Source organism: Mycolicibacterium mageritense, from assembly GCF_010727475.1.
GTDB classification, from domain to species: domain Bacteria; phylum Actinomycetota; class Actinomycetes; order Mycobacteriales; family Mycobacteriaceae; genus Mycobacterium; species Mycobacterium mageritense.
The window spans coordinates 4,978,901-5,002,490 of the sequence record NZ_AP022567.1 but is presented as its reverse complement, the minus strand read 5'-3'; the positions used below and the strand labels follow the sequence as shown (position 1 = coordinate 5,002,490).

Annotated in this window: 21 protein-coding genes; 4 read left to right on the top strand and 17 right to left on the bottom strand. The window is 68.0% G+C overall.

The window, feature by feature from the left end; translation table 11 throughout:
- Window positions 1-12: 12 nt before the first annotated feature.
- From G6N67_RS24140 to G6N67_RS24115, 6 genes are all read right to left on the bottom strand, one after another.
- Window positions 13-801: an ABC transporter permease gene (locus G6N67_RS24140; RefSeq protein WP_036428284.1), complete on the bottom strand. Its 789-nt coding sequence runs from the start codon at window positions 799-801 to the stop codon at window positions 13-15.
- The gene (locus G6N67_RS24135) at window positions 798-1,622 is read right to left on the bottom strand and encodes an ABC transporter permease (protein ID WP_230023298.1); all 825 of its coding nucleotides are present in this window, start codon (window positions 1,620-1,622) and stop codon (window positions 798-800) included. Before G6N67_RS24135 ends, G6N67_RS24140 begins: the two co-directional genes overlap by 4 nt.
- On the bottom strand, window positions 1,619-2,620 hold the full coding sequence (locus G6N67_RS24130) for an ABC transporter substrate-binding protein (protein WP_051578416.1): 1,002 nt from the start codon (window positions 2,618-2,620) through the stop codon (window positions 1,619-1,621). The genes G6N67_RS24135 and G6N67_RS24130 overlap by 4 nt, the downstream gene beginning before the upstream one ends.
- Before the next feature lie 257 nt (window positions 2,621-2,877).
- Entirely contained in the window at window positions 2,878-3,189 is a 312-nt protein-coding gene (locus G6N67_RS24125) for a WhiB family transcriptional regulator (protein ID WP_110798314.1), read from the bottom strand.
- 468 nt (window positions 3,190-3,657) lie between these two features.
- Window positions 3,658-5,799 (bottom strand): ATP-dependent DNA helicase UvrD2, encoded by a 2,142-nt coding sequence (locus tag G6N67_RS24120; RefSeq protein ID WP_036434176.1) that lies wholly within the window; start codon window positions 5,797-5,799, stop codon window positions 3,658-3,660.
- A 36-nt stretch (window positions 5,800-5,835) separates the two neighbouring features.
- On the bottom strand, window positions 5,836-6,579 hold the full coding sequence (locus tag G6N67_RS24115) for an SDR family oxidoreductase (protein WP_036434178.1): 744 nt from the start codon (window positions 6,577-6,579) through the stop codon (window positions 5,836-5,838).
- A 71-nt stretch (window positions 6,580-6,650) separates the two neighbouring features.
- Here G6N67_RS24115 and G6N67_RS24110 point away from each other — a divergent pair, with 71 nt between their 5' ends.
- Entirely contained in the window at window positions 6,651-7,127 is a 477-nt protein-coding gene (locus G6N67_RS24110) for an RrF2 family transcriptional regulator (RefSeq protein WP_036428288.1), read from the top strand.
- A 3-nt stretch (window positions 7,128-7,130) separates the two neighbouring features.
- On the opposite strand, the gene G6N67_RS24105 is transcribed toward G6N67_RS24110, so the two are convergent.
- From G6N67_RS24105 to G6N67_RS24075, 7 genes are all read right to left on the bottom strand, one after another.
- On the bottom strand, window positions 7,131-8,285 hold the full coding sequence (locus G6N67_RS24105; RefSeq protein WP_036428290.1) for an acyl-CoA dehydrogenase family protein: 1,155 nt from the start codon (window positions 8,283-8,285) through the stop codon (window positions 7,131-7,133).
- Window positions 8,286-8,331: 46 nt separating this feature from the next.
- On the bottom strand, window positions 8,332-9,123 hold the full coding sequence (locus G6N67_RS24100) for a YggS family pyridoxal phosphate-dependent enzyme (protein WP_036428292.1): 792 nt from the start codon (window positions 9,121-9,123) through the stop codon (window positions 8,332-8,334).
- 40 nt (window positions 9,124-9,163) lie between these two features.
- A complete protein-coding gene (locus tag G6N67_RS24095; protein ID WP_036428294.1) occupies window positions 9,164-10,039 on the bottom strand; it encodes a dihydrodipicolinate synthase family protein in 876 nt (291 codons plus the stop codon).
- Between the two features lie 17 nt (window positions 10,040-10,056).
- Window positions 10,057-10,842 (bottom strand): aldolase, encoded by a 786-nt coding sequence (locus tag G6N67_RS24090; RefSeq protein ID WP_036428296.1) that lies wholly within the window; start codon window positions 10,840-10,842, stop codon window positions 10,057-10,059.
- A 142-nt stretch (window positions 10,843-10,984) separates the two neighbouring features.
- Entirely contained in the window at window positions 10,985-11,506 is a 522-nt protein-coding gene (locus tag G6N67_RS24085; protein WP_036428298.1) for a helix-turn-helix domain-containing protein, read from the bottom strand.
- A gap of 77 nt (window positions 11,507-11,583) precedes the next feature.
- Window positions 11,584-12,594 carry an acyl-CoA dehydrogenase family protein gene (locus G6N67_RS24080; RefSeq protein WP_036434180.1) on the bottom strand — a complete coding sequence of 337 codons (1,011 nt, stop codon included), beginning with the start codon at window positions 12,592-12,594 and terminating at the stop codon, window positions 11,584-11,586.
- Between the two features lie 93 nt (window positions 12,595-12,687).
- On the bottom strand, window positions 12,688-13,830 hold the full coding sequence (locus G6N67_RS24075) for an acyl-CoA dehydrogenase family protein (RefSeq protein ID WP_110798316.1): 1,143 nt from the start codon (window positions 13,828-13,830) through the stop codon (window positions 12,688-12,690).
- Between the two features lie 85 nt (window positions 13,831-13,915).
- On the opposite strand from G6N67_RS24075, the gene G6N67_RS24070 reads away from it, so the two are divergent.
- Both G6N67_RS24070 and G6N67_RS24065 read left to right on the top strand, forming a co-directional pair.
- On the top strand, window positions 13,916-14,164 hold the full coding sequence (locus tag G6N67_RS24070) for a mycoredoxin (RefSeq protein ID WP_036428302.1): 249 nt from the start codon (window positions 13,916-13,918) through the stop codon (window positions 14,162-14,164).
- 50 nt (window positions 14,165-14,214) lie between these two features.
- Window positions 14,215-14,484: a hypothetical protein gene (locus G6N67_RS24065; protein ID WP_131524542.1), complete on the top strand. Its 270-nt coding sequence runs from the start codon at window positions 14,215-14,217 to the stop codon at window positions 14,482-14,484.
- Between the two features lie 14 nt (window positions 14,485-14,498).
- Here G6N67_RS24065 and nudC read toward each other — a convergent pair whose 3' ends face one another.
- Both nudC and G6N67_RS24055 read right to left on the bottom strand, forming a co-directional pair.
- On the bottom strand, window positions 14,499-15,422 hold the full coding sequence (gene nudC / locus G6N67_RS24060) for an NAD(+) diphosphatase (protein ID WP_036434183.1): 924 nt from the start codon (window positions 15,420-15,422) through the stop codon (window positions 14,499-14,501).
- A gap of 13 nt (window positions 15,423-15,435) precedes the next feature.
- Window positions 15,436-16,530, bottom strand: a complete 1,095-nt coding sequence (locus G6N67_RS24055) for a potassium channel family protein (RefSeq protein WP_036428303.1) — start codon at window positions 16,528-16,530, stop codon at window positions 15,436-15,438.
- A gap of 75 nt (window positions 16,531-16,605) precedes the next feature.
- Between G6N67_RS24055 and G6N67_RS24050 the strand changes: the two genes are divergently transcribed.
- Window positions 16,606-16,995 carry a DoxX family protein gene (locus G6N67_RS24050; protein WP_036428304.1) on the top strand — a complete coding sequence of 130 codons (390 nt, stop codon included), beginning with the start codon at window positions 16,606-16,608 and terminating at the stop codon, window positions 16,993-16,995.
- On the opposite strand, the gene G6N67_RS24045 is transcribed toward G6N67_RS24050, so the two are convergent.
- A complete protein-coding gene (locus G6N67_RS24045) occupies window positions 16,980-20,264 on the bottom strand; it encodes an ATP-dependent helicase (RefSeq protein WP_036428306.1) in 3,285 nt (1,094 codons plus the stop codon). The two genes, G6N67_RS24050 and G6N67_RS24045, sit on opposite strands and share 16 nt — an antisense overlap.
- The gene (locus G6N67_RS24040; protein ID WP_051578840.1) at window positions 20,261-23,413 is read right to left on the bottom strand and encodes an ATP-dependent helicase; all 3,153 of its coding nucleotides are present in this window, start codon (window positions 23,411-23,413) and stop codon (window positions 20,261-20,263) included. Before G6N67_RS24040 ends, G6N67_RS24045 begins: the two co-directional genes overlap by 4 nt.
- Window positions 23,414-23,590 lie beyond the last annotated feature (177 nt).

Sequence of the window (23,590 nt, the reverse complement as noted above, 5' to 3'; positions counted from 1 at the left end):
TGGGATGCGCGATCAGGCCGTGCGCCATCGCGTGACGTAGCGCTCGAGGGGTCCGAGAATCAGTTGGTCGGCGACGACGAGCACCAGCACGAACACCAGCACCCAGGCGAAGAAGCCGTCGAGCTGGTTGGCGTCGTACCAGTAGCGCGAGCGCCAGCCGACGCCCGAGGTCGAACCGAACCACTCGGCGAGCAACAGGCCGTTCCAGGCGCTCATGATGGCGAATCGCACGGCCGCGACAGCCGAGCCGGCCACGGCAGGCGCCACGATGTGGCGCAACACGTGCCTGCGGGATATCCCGAAAGCACGCGCCATGAGTACGAGTTCGGCAGGCACTGCGCGGGTGGCCTTGGCGATGTTGACGATCACGAACGGCAGGCCCGACAGGAACACCGTGGTGACCGGCGTCAACCAACCGAAGCCGAACCACATGGTGGTCAGCAGCGCCCAGATCACCGCGGGGATCGCGAGGCCGGCCATCGTCAGGTCGGAGAACGCCAGGTCGGCCAGTCGAGACAGGCCCATCAGCACGCCGAGCGCCGCACCGACGGCCAGCGCCAGCGCCAGGCCCAGCAGGAATCGGTTGGCGCTTATCGCGAGTTGGTGCCACAACTGCCCAGCGGCCTGCTCGGCCGCCAACCGGTCGAACGTCTGGGCCACTGACGGCACCCGGTTGCCGACGACAACGGCGACCTGCCATCCCGCCAGGAGCGTGGCCACCGCGGCCACCATAGCCAGGGCCGACGAGCCGCGGGAGCCGATGGTGCGCCGGAACTGTACCGGTAGAGCGTTGGCGGTCATGCGATTTCCTTCCGCCAGGCGAAGAAGCGGTGCTCCAGATGGGCCAGCGCACGCTCGATGAGGATCATCGCCACGATGAACAACATGGTCCACGCGAGCATGTCGGCAACCTGGAACTCCTGATAGGCGCGGCGGATCATGAAGCCGACGCCCTCGCGAGCCCCGAACACCTCGGTGAGCGCCTCCACCTTCCAGGCCATCGCGAATCCGTAACGCACACCGGCGAAGACGAACGTCACCAACGCCGGAAGGTAGAGGTGCCGGGCGATGTCCCACCGGTTGCGCTCGAACGCGCGGCACATGTCGAGCAGCTTGCCGTCGACCGACCGCACTCCCTCGGCGACGTTCATCGCGATGAACGGCAACGCCACCAGCGCCGAGACGACGATGGGCCCGGCGGGCCCGACTCCGAAGATCAACAGCCCGAAGACCGCATAGGTCAGGCCGGGCATGTTGCCGATCACGAACAGCGGCAGCGAGAAATATGTGGCCATGAAACTGCTTCTGCCCATGAGGAATCCGACGACCGATCCGCCAACCATGGCCAGTGCGAAGCCGGCCGCGATCTTGGTGATGCTCGCGGCGAAGTTGGTGACGGCCTCGCCCGACGCGACGATCACGGCGACTTGGCCGAACACCTCGCTGGGTGACGGCACGATCGGATCGTCGATCCACGCTGCGAGGGAGGCCCAGGCAGCTGCGGCCAGAATCAGCACCATGAGCGAGACGAGCCAGCGTGGCGGCAGACCGAACGTGGCAGTCCGATGGCTTGCTCGGGCGGGCATGTCCGCGGCCGCCGGCGTCACGACAGTGCCGGTCACTTGTCGGCTCCTCGGGTCGGCAGGAAATCGGGATCCTCCACGTCGGTGCCGATCACCCCCGTGTCACGCATCAGATCGAAGATCGAGCTCTCGTCAGCCGCCCACCGTCCGTCGAATCGGACGTCGTCGACCACCCAGTCATGTTGTGCCACATAGTCCTTCATGAAGTCGATGTCAGCGGGCGAGGCGACCGCAAAGTGCTGCGGATAGCGTTCGATGATCTCGTCGCGATGCGCACGCCATTCGGCCAGTCCGCGGTTCCACAGGTCGAGAAACGCCGACACCTCGCGGGGGTGGCTCTGCGCCCAGTCGCGGCGCGCCACGAAGACGTTACCCATGGGACCGTCGTGGCCGGGTGCGTCGTGTTCGGCGAACAGTTCCGCCGAGGATTTCCCGCCGTAGAGGGCACGCACCGTGCCGTCTCGGAGTTCACGCGCCGAGAGATCCGGGTAGCAGATGCAGGCGTCGATCTCACCGCGCGCCAGCAGGTTCGACAGGTTCTGGATGTCGGCGACGACGATGTCGAAATCGCCACCGCCGCTGCGTAGATCGAGACCGTGCAGTTCTTTGACGAGCGCGCTCCACACCAGCGTGCCCGAGACCGTGGTGAACACGCCGAGCCGCCTGCCCTTGAGGTCGGCGAGCGTTGTGGCAGGTTCTTCGGTGCGCACCAGGATGCGGCTGCGTTCCGAGTTGTAGCGCCCGATCACCACGGTGTCGCGTTCGGTCTGCTCTTCGAGCCCCGGAACCTCGAACGAGGCCGACGAGATGATGTCGGCGTGGCCGCCCGCAAACAGGCCGAACTCGTCCCACGTCGCGCTGGTCTCGATCGCGACGCCGTTGTCCCGCTCGAACTCCTCGAGCAATCCGGTGTCGTTCATGTAGTCCCAGATCGGGTCGGGCGCGAACGTGAACCGGATGACGCCGTCCTGCGCGGCACGCGACGAGGCGGGGCCGCCAAGGCCCGCCGAACATCCCGTGCCGACCATGGCGACCATCACTCCCAATGTCAGCGCCGACCGAATCGGCCTGCTTCTCAATGGGTTACGCAACGGGGAACCTCCTTGATCACCGTCTGTGACGACTGTCACCGTCGCGAACCACGATCCGGGAAAAGCCGAGGCCACACAATGTCTCGCCAGACACTCTTCAGCCAGTCTTATGTCTGGGCGAACACATCTTGGACGGGCCTCAACGCACAAATGGCGCCGAGTGCGCATTCACGCACTCGGCGCCACGGGTGTGGTCATCGCCGTCAGGCGGCGGCCGGGTTGTCTCCGGTGCTCTTCCGCGGACGTCCACGCGGCCGCTTGCGCGCCACGATGGTGCCGCGGTCGATGATCTCGCCGCCCCACACACCCCACGGCTCCTGCCGCTCAAGAGCCGCGGCGAGGCACGCGGTCCGGATGGGGCAATCCGCGCACAGCGCCTTGGCCCGCTCAAGCTCGGCGGGGCTCTCGGCGAACCAAAGGTCCGGATCACCGATGTGGCACGGCACTGCCGGCAGCCGCTTCTCGCATGTCACCGGCGTGACGCTCATCCCCGGAGCGCTCATCGCAATTGACATGTGCTTATCCCCTGCTTCCTGGTCGTTGATTTCGTCGGTGATCTGTCTGTCGGCGGATCTGCGACCAGTTTTCTCGGGAAGTCCGACAAAAAAGGCCACGGATCCGTTGACTGCGGGTCCGTGGCCATTCGGCTGCGATATGAGCTCTCCTAGATGGGGCTCCTATCCACGGACGCGCCAGTGGCGGCGGCGGGGCGACGCTTGCGCTGCGGTGCGATTGCAGCAGCGGCAGCAGCCGGCCACGCGGCTCCAGAGGCATGTGCGGTAGGCAGTTTCGGCAACGGATGCGCCGCAACGGCGACAGACCGGAGGTACGAGGGCATGACTGCAACCGCTACACCGCTGAAATTGATGTTGCTATCCATGATTGCGGGCGCCCTCCTTCCGTCTCGTCGCCAGAGTTATGTTCTTGAGGCTAAAGCCTAACAGCCGATTCGCACAACTAATTTTCTACCTGCGGTTTTGGCGTTATTTTGTCGAATTCTGGCGGGCTTTCACCCGTCCGGTGACCAACTCGAGCACATCTTCGCCGTACTGCTCGAGCTTGCGGGCTCCGATTCCCGGGATGGCCACCAACGCCGCGTCATCGGTCGGCAGTGATTCGGCGATGGCGATCAACGTGTTGTCGGTGAACACCACGAACGCCGGCACCTTCATCTCCTTGGAGATGCGCAGCCGCCAATCCTTGAGCTCGGCGAGGAGCTCGTCGTCGAGGTTGGACGGGCACGTCTCGCAGCGGCGCAGCAGGATCGCGGCCGGTTGGGTCAACACGGCGTTGCACACACGGCACCGTGGCGTCGCGCCGCGCTGCCGGCGGGGCCGATCCGGGCCTGCGGTCTTGTTACCAGGCGTCTGCGGGGCGATGCCGTTGAGGAACCGGGACGGCCGCCGCCCCTGCCTGCCGCCGGGTGTGCGCGCGAGCGCCCAGCTCAACGCCAGGTGCACGCGCGCGCGGGTCACCCCGACATAGAGCAGCCTGCGTTCCTCCTCGACCGGTTCACTGTCCGGGCCGTGCGCCAATGCATGCGATATCGGCAGGGTGCCGTCGGCCAGACCGACCAGGAACACCGCGTCCCATTCCAGGCCCTTGGCGGCGTGCAGCGACGCCAGCGTCACGCCCTGCACCACCGGCGGGTGCCTGGCATCGGCCCGTTGGCGCAGCTCGGCGACCAGCGCACGCAGGTCCAGGTCGGGCCGAACCGCGACTTCCTCGTCGACCAGTTCGGCGAGCGCGGTCAGCGCCTCCCAGCGTTCCCGGGCTTTGGTGCCTGCCGGGGGTTCTGTGGTCAGGCCGAGCGGCTCGAGCAGCTCACGCACCAGGGCCGGCAGGTTGTCCTCGGGAACGTCGCGTTCAGCGAAGCGCTGCAGCGCGACCAACGCCTGGCGGATCTCCTGGCGGCTGAAGAACCCTTCCCCGCCACGCACCTGGAACGCGATACCGGCTTCGGTCAGGGCCTCCTCGTAGACCTCCGACTGCGCGTTGATCCGGTACAGCACGGCGATTTCGGCAGGCGCAGTTCCGGATTCGATGAGCCGCTTGATGTCCTTGGCGACCGCGGTGGCCTCGGCGACCTCGTCGGGATGTTCGGAAAACGTCGGTTCCGGCCCTGGGTCTCGCTGGCCGACGAGGTGCAGCTTGCTGCCCGCCATCCGGCCGCGCGCGGCGGCGATCACGCGGTTGGCCAGGGACACGACCTGCGGAGTGGACCGGTAGTCACGCTCCAGCCGCACCACGGCGGCGTCGGGGAACCGCCGTGAGAAGTCCAGGAGATAACGCGGGGTGGCCCCGGTGAACGAATAGATGGTCTGGTTCGCGTCCCCGACGACCGTGAGATCGTCGCGGTCACCGAGCCACGCGTCGAGCACCCGCTGCTGCAGCGGCGTCACGTCCTGGTATTCGTCGACGACGAAACAGCGGTAGCGGTCCCGGAACTCCTGCGCGACCGCGGGATCGTTCTCGATCGCGGCTGCCGTGTGCAGCAGCAGATCATCGAAATCGAGGAGCAGGACATCGTCACCGCGTGCCTTGAGTGCCTCGTAGCCCGCATAGACCGCCGCGACCTTGGCGGCGTCGAACGGGATGTCGCGGCCGACCTTTGCGACCGCCGCGCTGTAGCCCTCGGGCGTGATCAAAGAGGCCTTGGCCCACTCGATTTCGCCCGCGAGGTCGCGCACGTCGTCGGTGCTGGTGGACATGCGGGCCCGGTTCGCGGCCTGGGCCACCACCGCGAACTTGCTGTCGAGCAGCTCCCAACCGGTGTCGCCGACCAGCCTGGGCCAGAAGTACTGCAGCTGCCGGCGGGCCGCCGCGTGGAACGTCACCGCCTGCACCGCACCGGTGGGCACCCCGGACTCCTGCCCGAGCTGGCGCAGCCGCCCGCGCATCTCCCCTGCCGCGCGCGCGGTGAACGTCACCGCGAGCACCTGGCCGGCGGCGACGTGGCCGCCCGCGACCAGGTGCGCGATCCGGCGGGTGATGGTGCGGGTCTTGCCCGTGCCCGCACCGGCGAGCACACACACGGGCCCGCGCGCGGCCAGCACCGCTTCACGCTGTTCTTCGTCGAGATCGCCCAAGGTCGGAGAGGGAGCCTCTAACGGCATGGCGTCCATGATGGCAGCCGGCACCGACACCCGCGGTGCCCGCACCTACCGCTGCTGGGCCAACCAGTCCTCGAACGTCGTCGGCGCGATGCGGGCGCCGGCACCGGGCAGCAGCGCGTTACCGGCCATTTCCAGGCCGAACACCGCCTCCCACGTCGGCACCAGGGTCACGGTGCGGCCACGTGCGGCCAGGGTCCGCCTCGCCATGTCGACGAGATCCTGCGTGGCAGGCCCTGCGACGTCGGCGTGGCGGCCCTGCGGCGCTGCCGTGACGACCTCGGCGAGGATGTCGGCCACATCGTCCGGGGCGATCGGCTGCACGAGCAGCGGCGCGATCGGCGCGGTGCCGTCCTGCTCGGTCCAGCTGACCACCATCTCGGCGAAATCGTGGAACTGTGTGGCGGGCACGATGGTCCACGGCACCGGTCCGGCCTCGACCAAGCGCTCCTGCTCGCGCTTGCCGGCGTAGTGCGGATTGCCGTCGATGTCGTGGATGCCGACGATCGAGAGCAACACGTGATGCCCGACACCTGCGCGCTGCTCGGCGGCGAGCAGGTTGCGGGTCGCAGTCCCGAGGTAGTCGACAGTGCGGTCGCGGTCACCGGGCGGCGCGCTCATCACGTCCGCGACCGCCTCGACACCGGAAAGGGCCGCGTCGAGTCCGGCTCCCGTGGTCAAATCCACACCACGCGCCCGGCTGATCGGCACGACCTCGTGGCCTGACCGCTGCAGGGCGGCCACCAGCCGCGTCCCGATGTTCCCCGTCGCGCCCGCCACTGCGATTCGCATGATGTCTCCGTTCTGTGCGTTCCCTATCTCGGACACTATAGGTCCGTAATCTCTGTAATAGAATCAGGCCTGTGAAACTTCCCGTGGCGACCGAGTGGGCGCTGCACTGCGCGACGTCGCTGGCTCAGCTCGAGCCCGGCACCACGGCATCGGCCGCCGATCTCGCGGAGTACTTCGACCTGCCCGCGGCCTACCTCGCCAAGCAACTCCAGGCGCTGACCCGGGCGGGCCTGCTGGCCGCGACCACCGGCCCCCGGGGTGGATTCCGGCTCGGAGGTGCGCCCGCCGACATCACGCTGCTACAGATCGTCGAGGCGGTCGACGGAGCGGCGGCGCCGTACGAATGCCGCGAGATCCGGCAGCAGGGTCGCGGCGCGCTACCCGCCAGCTGGTGCCGGCACGAGTGCATCCTTGCCGTGAAGATGGCCGACGCTCATCAGGCGTGGCGTACCAGCCTCGGCGCCGTCACGCTCGCCGACATCCTCGCCGACCTCCCCGAAGGCGCCCCGACGCGCACGCGGTCACTGCTCGTGCGGCGAGGTTCGTGACCGTCAGAGGTCGAGACCGCCGCGTGCCACGAGTTGTTTGGCGATGACGTTGCGTTGGATTTCGTTGGTGCCCTCGCCGACGATCATCAGCGGTGCGTCCCGGAAATACCGCTCGACGTCGTATTCGGTCGAGTACCCGTAGCCGCCGTGCACGCGCACCGCGTCGAGCGCGATCTGCATCGCCGTCTCGGACGCGAACAGCTTGGCCATACCCGCCTCCATGTCGCAGCGTTCGCCCGCATCGAACTTCTCTGCCGCACCCATGAGCAGCGAACGCGCGGCGGACAGTTTGGTTCCCATGTCCGCCAACAGGTTTCCGACCGACTGGTGCTGCCAGATGGGCTTGCCGAAGCTCTCGCGATCCTGTGCATACCGCAAGGCATCGTCGAACGCGGCCCGCGCCACTCCAGTGGCTCGCGCCGCGACCTGCAGGCGGCCCACCTCAAGGCCTTTCATCATCTGGGCGAACCCGCGGCCCTCTTCGTCGCCCAGCAGCGCACCGGCGGGGACACGGCAGTCGGTGAAGTTGAGCTCACAACTCTCGACACCCTTGTAGCCCAATTTCGGCAGATCCTTGGAGATTTCGAACCCCGGCAGCTTCTCGACCAGAAGAATCGACACGCCTCTGTGAGGCGGCTGCGCGTCCGGATCGGTCTTGCACAGCAGCGCAACGAGATCCGAGCGCCGCGCATTGGAGATCCAGGTCTTGGAGCCGTTGACGACGTAGGTGTCACCCGTTTTGCGCGCGACCGTGCGCATGGCTTGCAGGTCCGATCCGCCCCCGGGTTCGGTGAGCGCCATCGTGGCGCGAAGTTCGCCGGTGGCCATCCGGGGCAGGTAGCGCTGCTTCTGCTCCTCTGTGCCGAACAACAGCAGCAATTTCGAGACCACGGTGTGCCCACCCATCGCGCCGGCCAGACTCATCCAGCCCCGGGCAAGCTCCTCGGTCACCTGCACGTAGCACGGCATGGACACCGCGCCGAAGCCGTACGGTTCGGGAATCGCCAAACCGAATATGCCGATCTCCTTCATGGTTTCGATCAGCTCTTCGGGGTAGGTGTCGGCGTGCTCGAGCTCCCGCGCGACCGGCTTGACCTGCTTGTCCACGAAGTCGCGGACCGTCGCGACGATGGCTTCTTCTTCGGCCGTCAGTTTCATCGGGAGCCTCCTCGGGTCCACTCTAGAAACAGTGGTCGGCGAGAAGTCACTGCGGGCGTGGCGGCTCCTCGGCCGTCGGCGTCGGCCAGTAGTGGCTGTCCGGCAGTGCCCTGGCCCCGAAAATGGCCTGCCCGACCCGCACGCAGGTGGCGCCCTCCTCGATGGCCGCCTCGTAGTCGCCCGACATTCCCATCGACAGTCCGCCGTCCCCGATCAAGTCCGCTTCGCGGGCTTGATCGCGCAGCCTGCGCAGCAGTCGAAAGCACGGCCGGACCCGCTCGATATCGGAACTCAGCAGCGCGATCGTCATCAGCCCACGGACCCGCAGTGCGCTGTAGGACGGCAGGGTTTTGAGGAAGTCGATGACCGCGTCCGGCGGCAGACCGTATTTCGACTGCTCCCCCGACGTGTTCACCTGTACATACACGTCGAGTTGCCGGCCGAGCGCCTGCAGGCGCCGATCCAGGGCTTCGGCCGCCCTCGCGTTGTCGAGGGCTTGGAACTCCGCGGCGAACTCGGCAACATCCTTGGCCTTGTTGGTCTGGAGATGACCGATCACCGACCACTGGACGTCGAGGTCAGACAGGTTGTGCCACTTGCGTTTGGCTTCCTGCACCTTGTTCTCGCCGAACACCGTGCACCCGGCGGCCGCGGCGAGCCTGATGCGGTCCTCCGGCACCGTCTTGCTCACCGGCAACAACTGCACGGCCTCACCCTCGCGCCCGGCACGACGCAGTGCGGATTCGATCCGCGCGGAAACCACCGCCAGATTGTGCGCGAAATCCTCGACGGTGCGGGCCGTCGGATAGCCCGCACCGTCTTCCACCCGCTCCGGCATACGACGAACATTAATCTCTTGCCGGACCGCGCGGCCGGGATCAGGCAAGGAGCCGACGCAACTCATCGCGACCGGTGTCGTCGAGCGGCAACAGCGGCGGGCGCGGATCACCGACACCCTGGCCCAGCAGCTCGAGGCCGGCCTTGACCGTCGTGGGCAGACCACCGGCCACGATAAACTCCAGCAGCGGCCGCAGCTCCTCGTACAACGACTCGGCCCGGGCGCCGTCGCCGGCCCGGGTCGCGTCGTAGAGGTCCAGGCACTGTTGCGGCCGCAGGTTGGGCGCGGCGGTGCACCAGCCCTTGGCGCCCGCGTTGAAGGCCTTGAGCACCAACGGGTTGTTGCCGTTGTAGAAGGGCAACTGCCCGCCGCTGAGTTCGGCGATCCGTAGCATGCGCGTGAGGTCGCCGGTGGATTCCTTGATCATGGTCACGTTGTCGATGTCCTTGAACATCTGCACCAGCAGTTCGGGACGCATGTCGATGCCGCTCGTCGCGGGGTTGTTGTACACCATGATCGGTATTCCGATGGCGGCGCCGATCGCGGCGTAGTGCTGGGCGATTTCGCGTTCGGAGAGCTTCCAATACGAGATCGGCAGCACCATGACAGCGTCGGCCCCGGCGCGTTCGGCGTACCGGGCGCGGCGAATGGTGTTGGCAGTCGTCAGGTCCGAGGCGCCGATGATGACCGGCACGCGGCGGCCGACGACGTCGATGGTGATGTCGATGACCGCGTCGAACTCGGCTTCGGTGAGATAGGCGGATTCGCCGGTGCTGCCCAGTGGGGCGATCGCATGTGCTCCGTCGGCCACCAGGCGTTCGACCAGGGCGGCGAGCTTGCCCGTGTCGAGCTCGTCGTCCGCGGTGAACGGGGTGACCGGATAGGCGATGATGCCGTGGATTTCGGCTGTGGGCATGTTTGTTCCTTTGTTTGTCAGCTGGCGATGGCGTCGGGGTGGCGGACGAGTGCGCGCCGCGCGTAATAGGCGAAGTTGGCCTGGCTGCGTTTGGGACGCAACGTCCAGTCATGTGCCTCACGTGCCAGCCGGGGCGGCAGCTCGGCGATGGTGCCGGCTGCCATTGCCGCGAGTTGCAGTTTGGCGGCACGTTCGATCAGCATCGCCAGTGAGCACGATTCCTCGATGCTGGCGCCTGCGATCACATGCCCGTGGTGAGCCAGCAGGATGGCCTTCTTGTCACCGAGCGCCGCACTGATGATCTCGCCTTCTTCGTTGCCGACGGGGACTCCGGGCCAGTCCGCCAGGAACGCGCAGTCGTCGTACAAGGGGGCGATGTCCATCTGCGACACCTGTAATGGAATTTCCAGCATGGAAAGCGCTGCCACATGGAACGGGTGCGTGTGCACAATGCACTGCACGTCGGGCCGCGCCCGGTAGATCCAGGTGTGGAACCTGTTGGCAGGGTTGGCCATTCCGTTCCCGTCGAGTACGTTGAGGTCTTCGTCGACGAGTAGCAGGTTCTCGTCCGTTATCTCGTCGAACCCGAGGCCCAGCCGCTGCGTGTAGTACGTGCCCGGCTGCTCGGCCCGCGCGGTGATCTGGCCGGCAAGCCCCGAGTCATGTCCCGCGTCGAACAACGCCCGGCAGGTCAGCGCCAGTTTCTGCCGCGTCGTCAGGGGCGATTCCTCGATGTGGGTTGCCATCCCGTCCAGCGCGCGCTGCATCAGGACATGTTTCGAATCACCAAGCGTGCTTGTCATATCGACACCGCCTTCCGGAGTAGTACCAGGTGACACACCGATACGGTAGGACACATTGTGTCCTACAGTCAAGAGAGTTGACTACCACACACATGACTGAGCCCCCACCCGAAAAGGCGGGGGCTCGTCGGATTTCAACGCGTCATCGGCGCGGGTGATGGTGCGTCACTACGAGCACCTCACTACGTTCACTCCCTCGCTGACGCAGCTGATGCGGTAGTGACGCGTCGAAATACGCACAATCACCGGCCTGCAGGGTGATCAGCTCGTCCTGGTAGCGCACTTCGACGGTGCCCGCATGGACGAACACCAGTTCCTGCCCCGCATGTTCGGGATGCGGATGGTCGGCGAACTTGAGCGTGGGACGAACGATGAACGGCGACATCGACTTTCCGAGCATGGCGGTCGCCACTGCGTGATAGCGACTGGCCGGCCGCTCGCCGGCACGGTCGACCGTCAAAGTCGTCACCGCTGGATCTTCGGAAAACAGCTGCGCCACATCCACTTCAAGCGCCTGCGCCACCTTCATCGCCACGGCGATCGACGGCGTCGAGCGCTGCCGTTCGACCTTCGACAGGTAGCTCTTGGTCAGACCAGTCGCTTCGGCGAGTTCTTCGAGCGTCATTCCCCTCTGCTGACGCACAGCACGCAACAGGCCGCTCATCACACCTCCCATCGACAGATGATGCCCATGGTCCCATAGGACATCCGGTGTCCTGACGGCGACATCCCGTCGTATCGTCAGGAGGTGCCGGTGACCAACGGCCACAGCCCGTCGACACCCGCAGCGGTGGCGTGATCGGTCAGCTTGTCGTCCCAGTACTGCACCGAGCCGTACTCCGAACGCCAGGCCAGCGCGGGCAGAGTGAATTCGTGCAGACGATGTTCACGCGTGGTACCGATCGCACCGTGAACCTGGTGTGCATTGCGCACCCCCACCGACGCTGCGTGTCCGACGCACGAACGTGCCACTGCAACAAGAAAATCGAGACTTTCCGAAGTCCAGTCGGTGCGCACCGCCTCGGCCAGCACGCCCTCGGTGGCGGCACGCGCGAGCGCCGCTTCCGCGGCGATGTCGGCGACCAGATGCTGCACGGCCTGAAACTTCGCCAACGGCCTGCCGAACTGGATCCGTTCACCGGCATGCGCGACCGACAGCTCCAAGATGCGGTCGAGCGCGCCGCACACCTGGATGGCCCTGATCAGCGCGGCCCGCAACCGGCACTGCACAACCACTGCGTCGGGCACCGGGGTTCCGGTGAGCGTTGCGACGTCCACCGCGACGGCATCCCGGGGTTCTCCGGCGGTGTTGCGGCCCGGCGTGACCGACAATGCCGAGGACTGGACGTCTGCGATCTGATGCGCTGCGCCGTCGTGCCAAATCACCACGACGCGTTCTGACGTCGCGGCCCACGGCACCCCGCGGGCCGCGCCGGCCGCGTCGAGCAGGCATGCGGTCCGGCGCGACGCGTCGATCGGCAGCCCCGCGGTCTCCAGCAACCAGCAGGCCAGCAGGTCGTGTTCTGCCACCGGCGCGCTCACTCCGTGAAACGCTGCGGCACACAGTAATTCGGCCGCCTCGACCCACCCGGCCCCACTGCCGCCCGATTCCTCGGACCCGGTCAGACGGACCAGGCCGAGCTCGGTCAGCTGCGCCCACAGTTCGTCCACGCCTGCGCCACGCTCATGCGCCTCTCGGTGGGCCGCGCACACCGCCGACATCATGTCCGCCAGGTCCGGATCCACCGTCATCAGCACTCTCTTCTTCGCGCAAGCGCTCATCAGCGCTGTCTCTTCTTCGCGCAAGCGCTCATCAGCGCTGTCTCTTCTTCGCGCAAGCGCTCATCAGCGCATCCCCAGTCCCCGCGCAATCACACCACGCAGAATCTCATTGGTGCCGCCCCGCAGGGTGAACCCGGGGCGTTGCACGACGGCGTCGGCAAGCATGGCGCGGTACGCGTCGTCGTCGACGTCACCGAGCAGATCGGCGAAGTCGGCGATGTCGCCCTCGGTCGCCGTGCCGAGCACCTTCACCACGGCGGCCGCGGTGTCGGCAGGTTCGTGCCGCTCCAACGCGCCCGCGACGGCCAAGGACATCTGATGCAGTCCGGCGATCCGCGCGACGTGACGGCCTAGGTCGGTATGTCGCGGCAACGCACCGTCGGCCATGTGCCCCGCAACTGCTGCCAGCAGTGGGAAGGTCGACAGAAACCGTTCTGGCCCACTGCGTTCGAAGCTGAGCTCCGAGGTCACCTGGCGCCAGCCGTCGCCGACGGCGCCGAACACCATGTCGTCGGGCACGAACACGCCGTCGAGGATGACCTCGTTGAAGTGGTGTTTGCCGTTCATCGAAACGATGGGCCGGATGTCGACGCCGGGCGCCCGCAGGTCGACGATGAACTGGCTGAGCCCGTCATGGCGGTGCGCGGGGTCGACCGGTGCGGTGCGGGCCAGGCAGATGAACGCATGCGCCAGATGCGCACCCGACGTCCACACCTTGGCACCGCTCACGTGCCAACCGCCGTCGACCTGCTCGGCCTTGGTGCGCACGCTGGCCAGGTCCGAGCCCGAATCCGGCTCGCTCATCCCGATCCCGAAGTAGCACTCGCCTTTGGCTATGGCGGGCAAGAATTTCCGCTTCTGCACCTCGGTGCCGTACTTCAGCAGCGACGGGACGATCTGCCGGTCGGCGATCCAATGTGCGCCGACGGGAGCGCCGGCGGCCAGCAGTTCCTCGGTGACCACGAACCGCTCCTGGTGGCTACGGCCGTGCCCGCCGTACTCGACCGGCACCGTCATCCCGATCCACCCGCGGGCGGCCAGTGCGCGGCTGAAGTCTTCGTCCCACCCGGTGAGCCAGCTGTCGGCATAACGCCCGACCCGGCCGGCACTCTGCTCCTCGGCGACGAACCGGCGGACCTGCAGCCTGAGCTCGTCGAGTGCATGCGGGTCACCGGCAACTGCGGGTACGAGCCTGGCCATGGTCACTCCGTTTCCGTTCGACCCGGTGAATTACGTCACGGTGAGGGAGACTAGCGGGCATGCCGGTCGCGTCAGTTACGTTGTGTGAACTATGACTGCTGCATCTCCCGCGCTGACCATGTACACCACCACATGGTGCGGCTACTGCTCCCGGCTCAAGATGGCACTGAAGTCCGAGGGCATCGCCTGGACCGAGGTGGACATCGAGGCCGACCCGGCCGCCGCGGAGTTTGTCGGCTCGGTCAACGGCGGCAACCATGTCGTCCCGACGGTCAAGTTCGCCGACGGATCCACGTTGACCAACCCGAGCATCAAGCAGGTCAAAGCCAAGCTCGGCTGAGTCTTCCGGGTCGATCAACTCTGTCAGACCATCGAACTAGTGTTCGATTCATGACCGAACTAGTTCATGCGATCCCCACATTCGATCGGCGTTCGTTGGCGTCGATGAGTGATGCGGAGCCGCGCGACGCGCTTCGCCAGTGTGTTGAAGCTGAGCGCCTGGCGCACGAAGCCCAACTCAAGGCCATCGCCCGCCTCAAGGCATTGACTACGCCGGCGGCTCATGGAGCAAGGTCATGGTTCGAACTGCTGTCGAACCGACTGAACATAAGCCATGACGCGGCGCGAGGCCTCCTGCGGGAGGCAGCCAAGTCAACGTGAAGTGACGCGCGAGGTCAGTCGAGGGCGGCCCAGGACTCGATGATCTCGCGGGCGATGGAGATCGACCCCGGCAGCAACAGCCGGGACGGGGATTCGCTGCTCCAATCGCCGTGTTCGAGCGCATCGCGGATCTCGGCCCGGGTGAACCACTCGGCCTCGGCGATCTCGCCGTCGTTGAACGAGAAGGGCTGTTCCGGGTCACCCAACGCGTGGAATCCGACCATGAGCGAGCGCGGGAACGGCCAGGGCTGACTGCCCAGGTACTGCACATCGGTGACGGTCAGGCCGATCTCTTCGGAGATCTCCCGCACGACGCAGGATTCGAAGGACTCCCCGGCCTCGACGAACCCGGCCAGGATCGAGAACAACCGCTCGGGCCACACCGTCTGACGAGCGAGCACCGCACGGTCGTGACCGTCGTGGACCAGGCAGATCACCGCCGGGTCGATGCGGGGAAACTCCTCGTGACCGTTGTGCGCGTTGACGCGGGACCAGCCGGCCTTGATGGGCTTGGTCGCCGCTCCGTCGATCGCGCTGAACCGCGCGTTGTCGTGCCAGTTGAGCAGGGCCGTCGCGGTCGCCACGAGTTGCGCGCTGGTGTCGTCGAAGACCTGGCCGGCGCGGCGCAGATCGAGCACCTCGGTCTCGGCGTCGGGATCCTCGGGCCCCTCGAGCGCACCGCGTACCGCCCACACGTGCCGGCCGTCGTGCAGGCGGCCAAGGAACACGGCGTGCTCGGGCGGCTTGTCACCGATCGCGGCGGCCTTGCCGAGCACCACCCGGCCCTCCGAGATGAGCACCTGGTTGCGTCGGTCCACCCGGAGCAGCAGCGCGTCGGCCCACCCCGCGGTCGCTGCGTCGATGTCGGTGCGCAGCACGTCGGCGCGGTCGGCCCCGACCCTGGAGAGCAGCGGAACGTTGCGTAACTGAAAGTGCATCAACGTATCCCGGTCACCGCTCGGCATCCGCGCTGCGGATGTAGAGCAGTCGGTCGCCAGCTTCCAGCGCGTCGACTTCGGGAGCGTCGACCCGGACCAGATGGCCGTCGCGGACGACACCCAGCACAATGTCGTGCAGATGCCGCGGTGAGCCGCCCTCCTCCTTCGGGGTGACCTCACGCTCGGCGATCGCGAACCCGGCATCGGGCGTCAGCAGGTCTTCCATCATCTCCACCACGCTGGGCGTCTGCGTCGCGATGCCCAGCAGGCGGCCCGCGGTCTCCGAGGACACCACGGTCGAATCCGCACCCGACTGCCGCAGCAGGTGCTGGTTCTCGGCTTCCCGGGCGGCGGCGATGATCTTCGCCTTGGGGGCGAGCTCGCGGGCGGTCAAGGTGACCAGCACGGCGCTGGCGTCGTCGTCGGTCGCGACGATGATCGACTTGGCGTGCTGGGCACTGGCCAGCCGCAGGATGTCGGATTTGGTGGCATCGCCGTGCACGGTGACCAGACCGGCACCTTTGGCGCGTTCGAGCGCCGAGGCGTTCTCGTCGACGACGACGATGTCGGCCGGCGCGACCTCGTCGCCGACCATGGCTGCGACGGCGGTGCGGCCCTTGGTGCCGTATCCGATGACGACGGTGTGGTTACGCACTCTGCTCCTCCATCGCTGGATCTTCAGCGCCTGCCGCGACTGGGTGGTCAGCGTTTCCACCGTGGTACCGATGAGGACGATCAGGAACGCCACGCGCAGCGGCGTGATCACCAGGACGTTGACCAGCCGCGCGGAGTCGGTGTAGGGCGTGATGTCGCCGTATCCGGTGGTGGACAGCGACACGGTCGCGTAGTACAGGCAGTCCAGGAACGACAGCGGGTCGTTGGCGTTGGGCGTGCTGTCGACGTCGCGGTATCCGTAGCGGTCGAGATAGACGATTAGCACCGCGGCGAACAGCGCTCCCAGTGCGTAAAGCACCCGCATGGCGATGCGGCGGCCCGGACTGACGAACGGCTCGGGGATGCGGAGCACGTCCGTGAGCGCGGCGTCGGGCCGCGAGGTCAGACTTTCGTCGATCGCGGCGAGCCGGCGCCGCAGCCTGCCTTTAGCCACGTGACCCCGTCATCGAGCAAAGCGCCCGGTGCCGTGCCGGGATCGATCCGATCAGACGCACGCCACAATGTAACCATGACCGCACCCGAGCCACAGCGGACTGCCGCCGCAACGACCGCCCACCGCCTCGCCGCGCTCCTGCTCGGCATGGGAGTGCTGCATTTCGCCGCACCCAAACCGTTCGACACCATCATCCCGACCGAGCTGCCCGGCACCCCGCGCTTCTATACGTATGCCTCCGGAGTCGGCGAGTTGGCGACGGGAGCGCTGTTGGCGGCACCACGCACGCGGCGCCTCGGCGCGCTGGCGGCCGTGACGTTGTTCGTCGCGGTGTTTCCCGCCAACGTGAACATGGTCCGGTTGTGGTGGAACAAACCGTGGCCGATGCGTATCGGCGCGATCGCTCGGCTGCCCCTGCAGATCCCGATGGTCACGTCGGCGCTGAAGGTCTACCGCAACTCCTGAGCGTCCTGCTGGGCCAGCAACGCGGCAAGTTCCTCGGCCCCGGGTAGCCCATCTGGGCTGACGGTCTGCCCCGACCGGACATAGTGGAACGCGGCCTGCACCGAGTCCGGCGCACAGCCCCGCAGTGCCGCCCACGCCAGCCGGTAGACCGCGAGCTGAATGGCCGCCTGTTGCTTGGCCTCCGGCGTGGTCGGCGGGTCGCCCGTCTTCCAGTCCACCACCGTGGTGGTGCCGTCGTCGCCCGCAAAGACCGCGTCGATACGGCCTCGGACCACACTGGCGCCGATGACCATGTCGAACGGAACCTCCACCTCGATCGGGGTGCGGGCCGCCCAGCGTGACATCACGAAGGCATCCTGCAGCGCCGAGAGCTCCTCCTCGACGTCACGGCCGCTGTCACTGTCCACCGCCCCGGGCAGGTCGTCGAGATCGAACAGCCGCTCGGCGTGGTAGTAGCGCTGCACCCATTCGTGGAATGCGGTGCCCAGCAAGGCGTGCGGATCGGGACGCTGCGGCAGCCGACGACGAATCCGCTGCAAGGCGGCCTGCCGGTCCCGGCTCAATTCGACGAGCGTGCTCACCGACACCTGACCGGGTAGTTCGACGACCGGAGCTTGCGGTTCCCGGTCACGTTCAGCCAGTAGCGCATCGACGTCGGCGGCCCACCCGTCGTCGACGGCGAGCGGATGGTCGTCGGCACCGCCGGACTCGGGCAGGTCGCCGGCCATTGCGCCGGCCACCAGTTCGGCGCCCCTGTTCACCTCGGGCCGGGATCCGGGTGCGGCGGGCCACGTCGCTTCGACCGCGTTGTCCCGCAGCGGATTGGTCTCACCTGCCGTTGGGTCAGGCGCCCACTGCTCGATCTCACCGCACGGTCTGCCGTCCGCGGCGGCATCGTCGATGACGGTCTTGATCTCGGTGAGGAACTCCGACGGGCCGCGCGGTTTGCTTTCCGTGGCTCCCCAGTGGTGCCCCGAGATCAGCAGGGTGTCCTCGGCGCGGGTGATCGCGACGTACAGCAGCCTGCGCTCTTCGTCGATGCGCCGTTGCTCGAGACTGCGCTTGTGGTCGGAGATCTTGTCCGACAGGATCTTCCGGTCGTTGACATCCGACGTGTCCAGTACCGGCACGCCGATCTCGGACATCGTCGCGCGATCGCCGCGCAGCAACGGCGGCAGATCCGAGGAGTCGGTGAGCCAGGTGCGTTGCGACGCGGTCGACGGAAACACGCGCCCGCTGAGGTGTGGCACGGCCACCACTTGCCACTCCAGGCCTTTCGCGGCGTGCACGGTGAGGATCTGCACCCGATCGTGCGATACTGCCAATTCTGCTGGGGCCAGGCCGTTCTCGACGGTGACTGCGGCGTCGAGGTAAGCCAGCAACGCCGACACCGATGCGCCCGACCGCGCGGCGAAGTCGGCGACCAGGTCGGTGAACCTGTCGAGATGCTCGGTTCCTACCCAGCCCGCCGCCACGGGGCGGGCCGCCCGCGCCTCGGCATCCAGGCCGAGCACGCGGCGCACCTCGGCGACCAACTCGGGAAGCGGATGGCTCAGATGGGCACGCAGCATGGTCAATTCCCGCCCCAGGGCGACGATCCGCTCATAGCCCTTCGGCGAATACTGTTCGGCGGCCCCAGGATCGCAGATGGCATCGGCCAGGCACGCGGCGTCGGCGTCGGGAGCGGCCTGCGCCACGATGTCCGCGGCGGTCTGCTCTCCCGCCGGACGGTCGTCGAGCTCCACCGCGCGGTGCCACAACGCAGCGATGTCGCGCGCACCGAACCGCCACCGCGGTCCGGTGAGGATACGCATCACAGCGGACCCAGCGGCGGGATCGGCCACGAGTCGCAGCATTGCCACGAGATCGGCCACCTCGGGTACCGCAAGCAACCCGGCCACACCGACCACTTCGACGGGCACACCGCGCGCGGTCAGTGCGTCAGCCATCGGCGCGGCGTCGGCGTTGCGCCGAACCAGCACCGCCGCCGTAGGGGCGGGCGTTCCACCGGCCATCGCACCGTGGTAGCGCCGCGCCAAATGGTCTGCCACCCAATCGCGTTCGGCTTCGACATCGGACAGCAGCGCACACCGGATGGTGCCCGGCTCCGCATCGGGCCGCGGCAGCAGCTCGCGCACCGTCACCGACCGCCGCCGCGCCTCGGCCGACACCGCGTTGGCGACATGCAGCGCACTGGGCGGATTGCGCCAGCTGGTCCGCAGCTCGAGGGTGGGCGCCGGGGTGCCGTCCGAGTAGGGAAAATCGGTGGTGAACCGCGGCAGGTTGGTTGCCGAGGCGCCGCGCCACCCATAGATCGACTGGATCGGGTCGCCGACCGCGGTGAGCGCAAGGCCGTCGTCGGCTCCCCCGCCGAACAGCGCCGAAAGTGCCACCCGCTGAGCGTGTCCGGTGTCCTGGTACTCGTCGAGCAGCACCACCCGGTAGCGCTCCCGCAGCTGCTCGCCCACCTGCGGAAAACGTGACGCCAGCCGGGCCGCGGCCGCCATCTGCATCCCGAAGTCCATCACCTTGTCGGCACGCATGCGCGCGTGCAGTGCGTCGATCAGCGGCACCAGCTCGGTGCGTTCGGTCTGGGTGGCCAGCATCCGCAGCAGCCACTGGCTGGGCCCGCGGTCACGTTGATAGGGCCCGGCAGGCAGCGTGTGCACAAGCCGTTCCAATTCGACGTGGGTGTCCCGCAACTGGTCGGTGTCGACGAGATGCTCGGCGAGCGCGCCCGACAACCGCAACACCATCGCGGTGACCGCGGCAGGGGTCTTGTCGATCGCCAGCTCGCCGGGATGCGCACACACCACGTCGTATGCGAGCTGCCACAGCTCGGTCTCGCTGAGCAGCCGGGTGTCGGGTTCGACGGGCAGCAGCAGGCCGTGTTCACGCAGCAGTGTGCCCGCGAAGGCGTGGTAGGTGCTGACGGTGGCCGACTCGCCCGCATCGTCGCCTGCCTCCGGCGCGAGGCCGGCCCCCGCGAGCCGGGCCAGCCGGGTGCGCACCCGGCGCAGCAGTTGCCCCGCGGCTTTGCGGGTGAACGTGAGCCCGAGAACCTGTGCGGGAGTGGCGAAACCGTTGGCGACCAACCACACCACGCGGGCCGCCATGGTCTCGGTCTTGCCGGCACCGGCCCCGGCGATCACCACGAGCGGTCCGGGCGGCGCAGCGATCACCGCGGCCTGCTCCTCGGTCGGCGGGAACAGGCCCAGGGCGGCGGACAATTCGGCCGGACTGTACTGCGGCGTCGCGAGCGCCGTCATGACCGCTCTCCGTTCGATTGGGCCGGGCAGGCCGAGCGCACCGGGCAATTAGCGCAGCCGTCGTTGACCCGGGCGAGGAACTCGGGCCCTGCGGTCGCCGCGGCCGCGCTGCCCACCGTACCGAGCCATTCGGTGCGGGACTCCGGCGTCATCGGATCCTGTTCCCGTTCAGTGGCACCCGCGGCACCGGCCTTACCCAGGTATACCAATCGACCGCCGCCGGGCTCATCGCCGTCACGCAGCAGACCGGCCGCGACGGCGAGCTGGTACATGGCCAGCTGGGCATGGCGCTGCGCATCGTCCTTGGAGACCGGGCTCTTGCCGGTCTTGAGGTCGACGACCACCAGCCGCCCGGCTTCGTCCCGTTCCAACCGGTCCAGCCGGCCCCGCACCCGCACCCCCGGCGCGTCGTCACCGGGCGCGATGAGTTCACCGTCGACGTCGAGCTCGGTGCCGACCTCGGTGAGCTCACGCCGGCTGTCGGCCCGCCACCGTACGAAGGTCTCCAACATGGCGCGATGCCGGGCCAATTCGTTGTCCGAATACCACTGTGCATCGAAAGGCAGTTGCTCCCAGACCTTTTCCAGTTCGTTGACGAGCTGGCTCTCGGTCTTGGCCGAGTCCGCGACCAATGCGTGCACCAGTGAGCCGACGGTGGAGCGGACATCGCGGCCGTCACTGCCACCGTGCCGTTCCAGCAGCCAGCGCAAGGGGCAGTCAGCGAGCATCTGCAGCGTCGACGGTGACAGCCGCACCACGTGGTCGGCGTCCGACCACAGCCGCTCGTCGGTGGACAGCGGGGTCATCGCGTGCCACTGCGCGGGATCAGCGCCGGGCACCCCGGCAGCGGCCAGCCTGGCCAATTGGGTTGCCGCGCAGGCACGTGCGTCGTCGGCCACCGCCCCGTCGGGCGCGCACACGACCGATCGCAGCCGGCCCACCAGCGCGGCCGGTGCGAGTACTCGCGGCGCGGCGAGCGGAGGCAGGGCGACCGCCTCGGTGGCGTACTCGGCCAGCTCGGTGCAGAACGGCGACGGCAGCAACGATTCATCACCGGCATCGCTGTCGACCGCGGTCACCAGCAACCGGCTGCGGGCCCGTCCCATGGCGGCGATCAGGAGCCGACGCTCTTCGGCGATCAACGGGGCTCGGGTCGACACCGACCGGTCGGACACGTCGGCGACGCCGTCGAGCACGTCGACGAGGTGCTGGGTGCCGAGCACGCCGCCACGGGGAATGGTGTTGGGCCACAGCCCTTCCTGCACACCGGCGATCACGACGAAGTCCCACGCGCGGTCGAGCGCCGCATGAGCGCTGACCACCGCGACCGCGTCGGCCTGGACGCTCTGCTCGACCGGGGAAACCGGCGTGCCGAGCGTCGCGACATGGTCGATGAGGCCGCCAAGGGTGGCACCTGCGGTTCGGGTCACGTACTGATCGGCCACATCGAAGAGTGCGGTCACGGCGTCGAGGTCGCGGTCGGCCTGGGCGCCGACGGTGCCTCCGCGTTCGCTGGCCGCCAGCCACCGGCGCTGCAGCCCGCATGCATGCCAGGCCTGCCACAGCGTGTAGCGCGGGTCCGCACCGCTGTCGGCACTGCGCCGTGCGGCGGTCAGCACCGACCGCAGCCGACGCAGTGGCTTGGCGTGCTCGGCGGACAGCCCCGCGGGTTCGGAGTCGATCGCTGCGACGAGCAGGTCGCCGAAGCCGTGTGGCGGAGTGGAGCCGTCGATGCGCCGCAACGCCCGCCGCAGCTGGCGCAGGGTGACCGGGTCGACGCGCCCGATCGGGCCCGTCAACAGGGACAGCGCGGCTTCGCCGTCCAGGCCGTCCGCGGCGGTGGCGGCCAGCACCGTCAACAGCGCCGCGACGGCGGGCTGGTCGGCCAACCGCAGACCGGAGCCTGCCGCTTGCACCGGGACGCCTGCGGCCTGCAGTGCGCGGGCCAGTGTGGTGCCGACGCGAGGCACCGAACGCACGATCACCGCCATGTCCGACCAGGCGATGCCGTCCACCAGGTGGGCACGGCGCAGCGCGTCGGCGATGAAGGTGTTCTCGGCATGCACGGAGGCGGCCAGGCGAACCGTCACCGAACCTTCCCCGGCGTCGGCATTGCCGACCAACTGCCGGGTGGCGGCGACGCCGGGCAGCCGTTGTGCGATCCCGGAAATGGCCGATGCCACCTTGGGTGCGCAACGGTGGGACTGGTTCAGCATGATCGCCGGATGGGTGTCGTCGCGCAGTAACACCGGGTCGGCACCGCGGTAGCCGAACACCGACTGGTCGGGATCCCCCGCGATGACGGTCAACCCGCTACGCGCTGCCAGCACCCGCACCAGCCGCGCGGCCTGCGGGTCGAGGTGCTGGGCATCGTCGACCAGCAGCACGCTGATGCGCGCGCGTTCGGCGGCCAGCAGATCCGCGTCGGTGCCGAGGGCCTCCAGGGCAGCACCGACCAGCTCGGCAGCGCCAAGTGCCGGAATGGTCGCTTGCGGGGCGGCCATCCCGACCGCCGCACGCAGCAGCATGATCTGTTCGTAGGCCTGCGCGAAGCGCCCCGCGGCCAGCCATTCGGGGCGGCGCGCCGACCGGCCGAGCCGTTGCAGGGCAAGCGGATCCACCCCGCGCTCGGTGCACCGTGCCATCAGATCACGTAGCTCGGTGGCGAAACCCGCGGTGCTCAGCGCCGGCCACAACTGCTCTGGCCAGCCGACCGTCGAATCGGGCCCGTCCTCGAGATCGCCCGCCAGCAGCTCGCGGATGATGCCGTCCTGTTCGGCACTGGTGATCAGCCGCGGTGGCGGATCCCCGTTGCGCTGGGCGGCCAGCCGCAACAGCGCGAAGGCGTAGGAGTGGATGGTGCGGACCAGCGGCTCGCGCACCACGCCGCGCTCGCCTGCCCCGAGCAGCCGTGCGGTGATCTCGGCCCTGGCCTGGGTCCGGAGCCGGGCCGAACCCGTCAGCAGCAGCACCGATTCGGGATTGGCGCCGGCCGCGATGTGTGCCGCGGCGGTGTCCACGAGCAGCGTGGTCTTGCCGGTACCAGGCCCACCGAGCAGGCGCACCACACCGCCCTGCCCGGGCTCGAGAAGTGCCGTGCCGGTCGGGCGGTCCTGGTGCCCGATGCGCTCGACGTGTCGTGCGGTCATGGTGAGCATGACACCAGAGGGGACCGACAAGTAGCGGAGCGGATTGGCGCGACCACACCGACAAGTAGCGGAGCGGATTGGCGCGACCACACCGACAAGTAGCGGAGCGGATTGGCGCGACCACACCGACAAGTAGCGGAGCGGAGGAACCCGACCGCATCGACCGACGGCCGGACT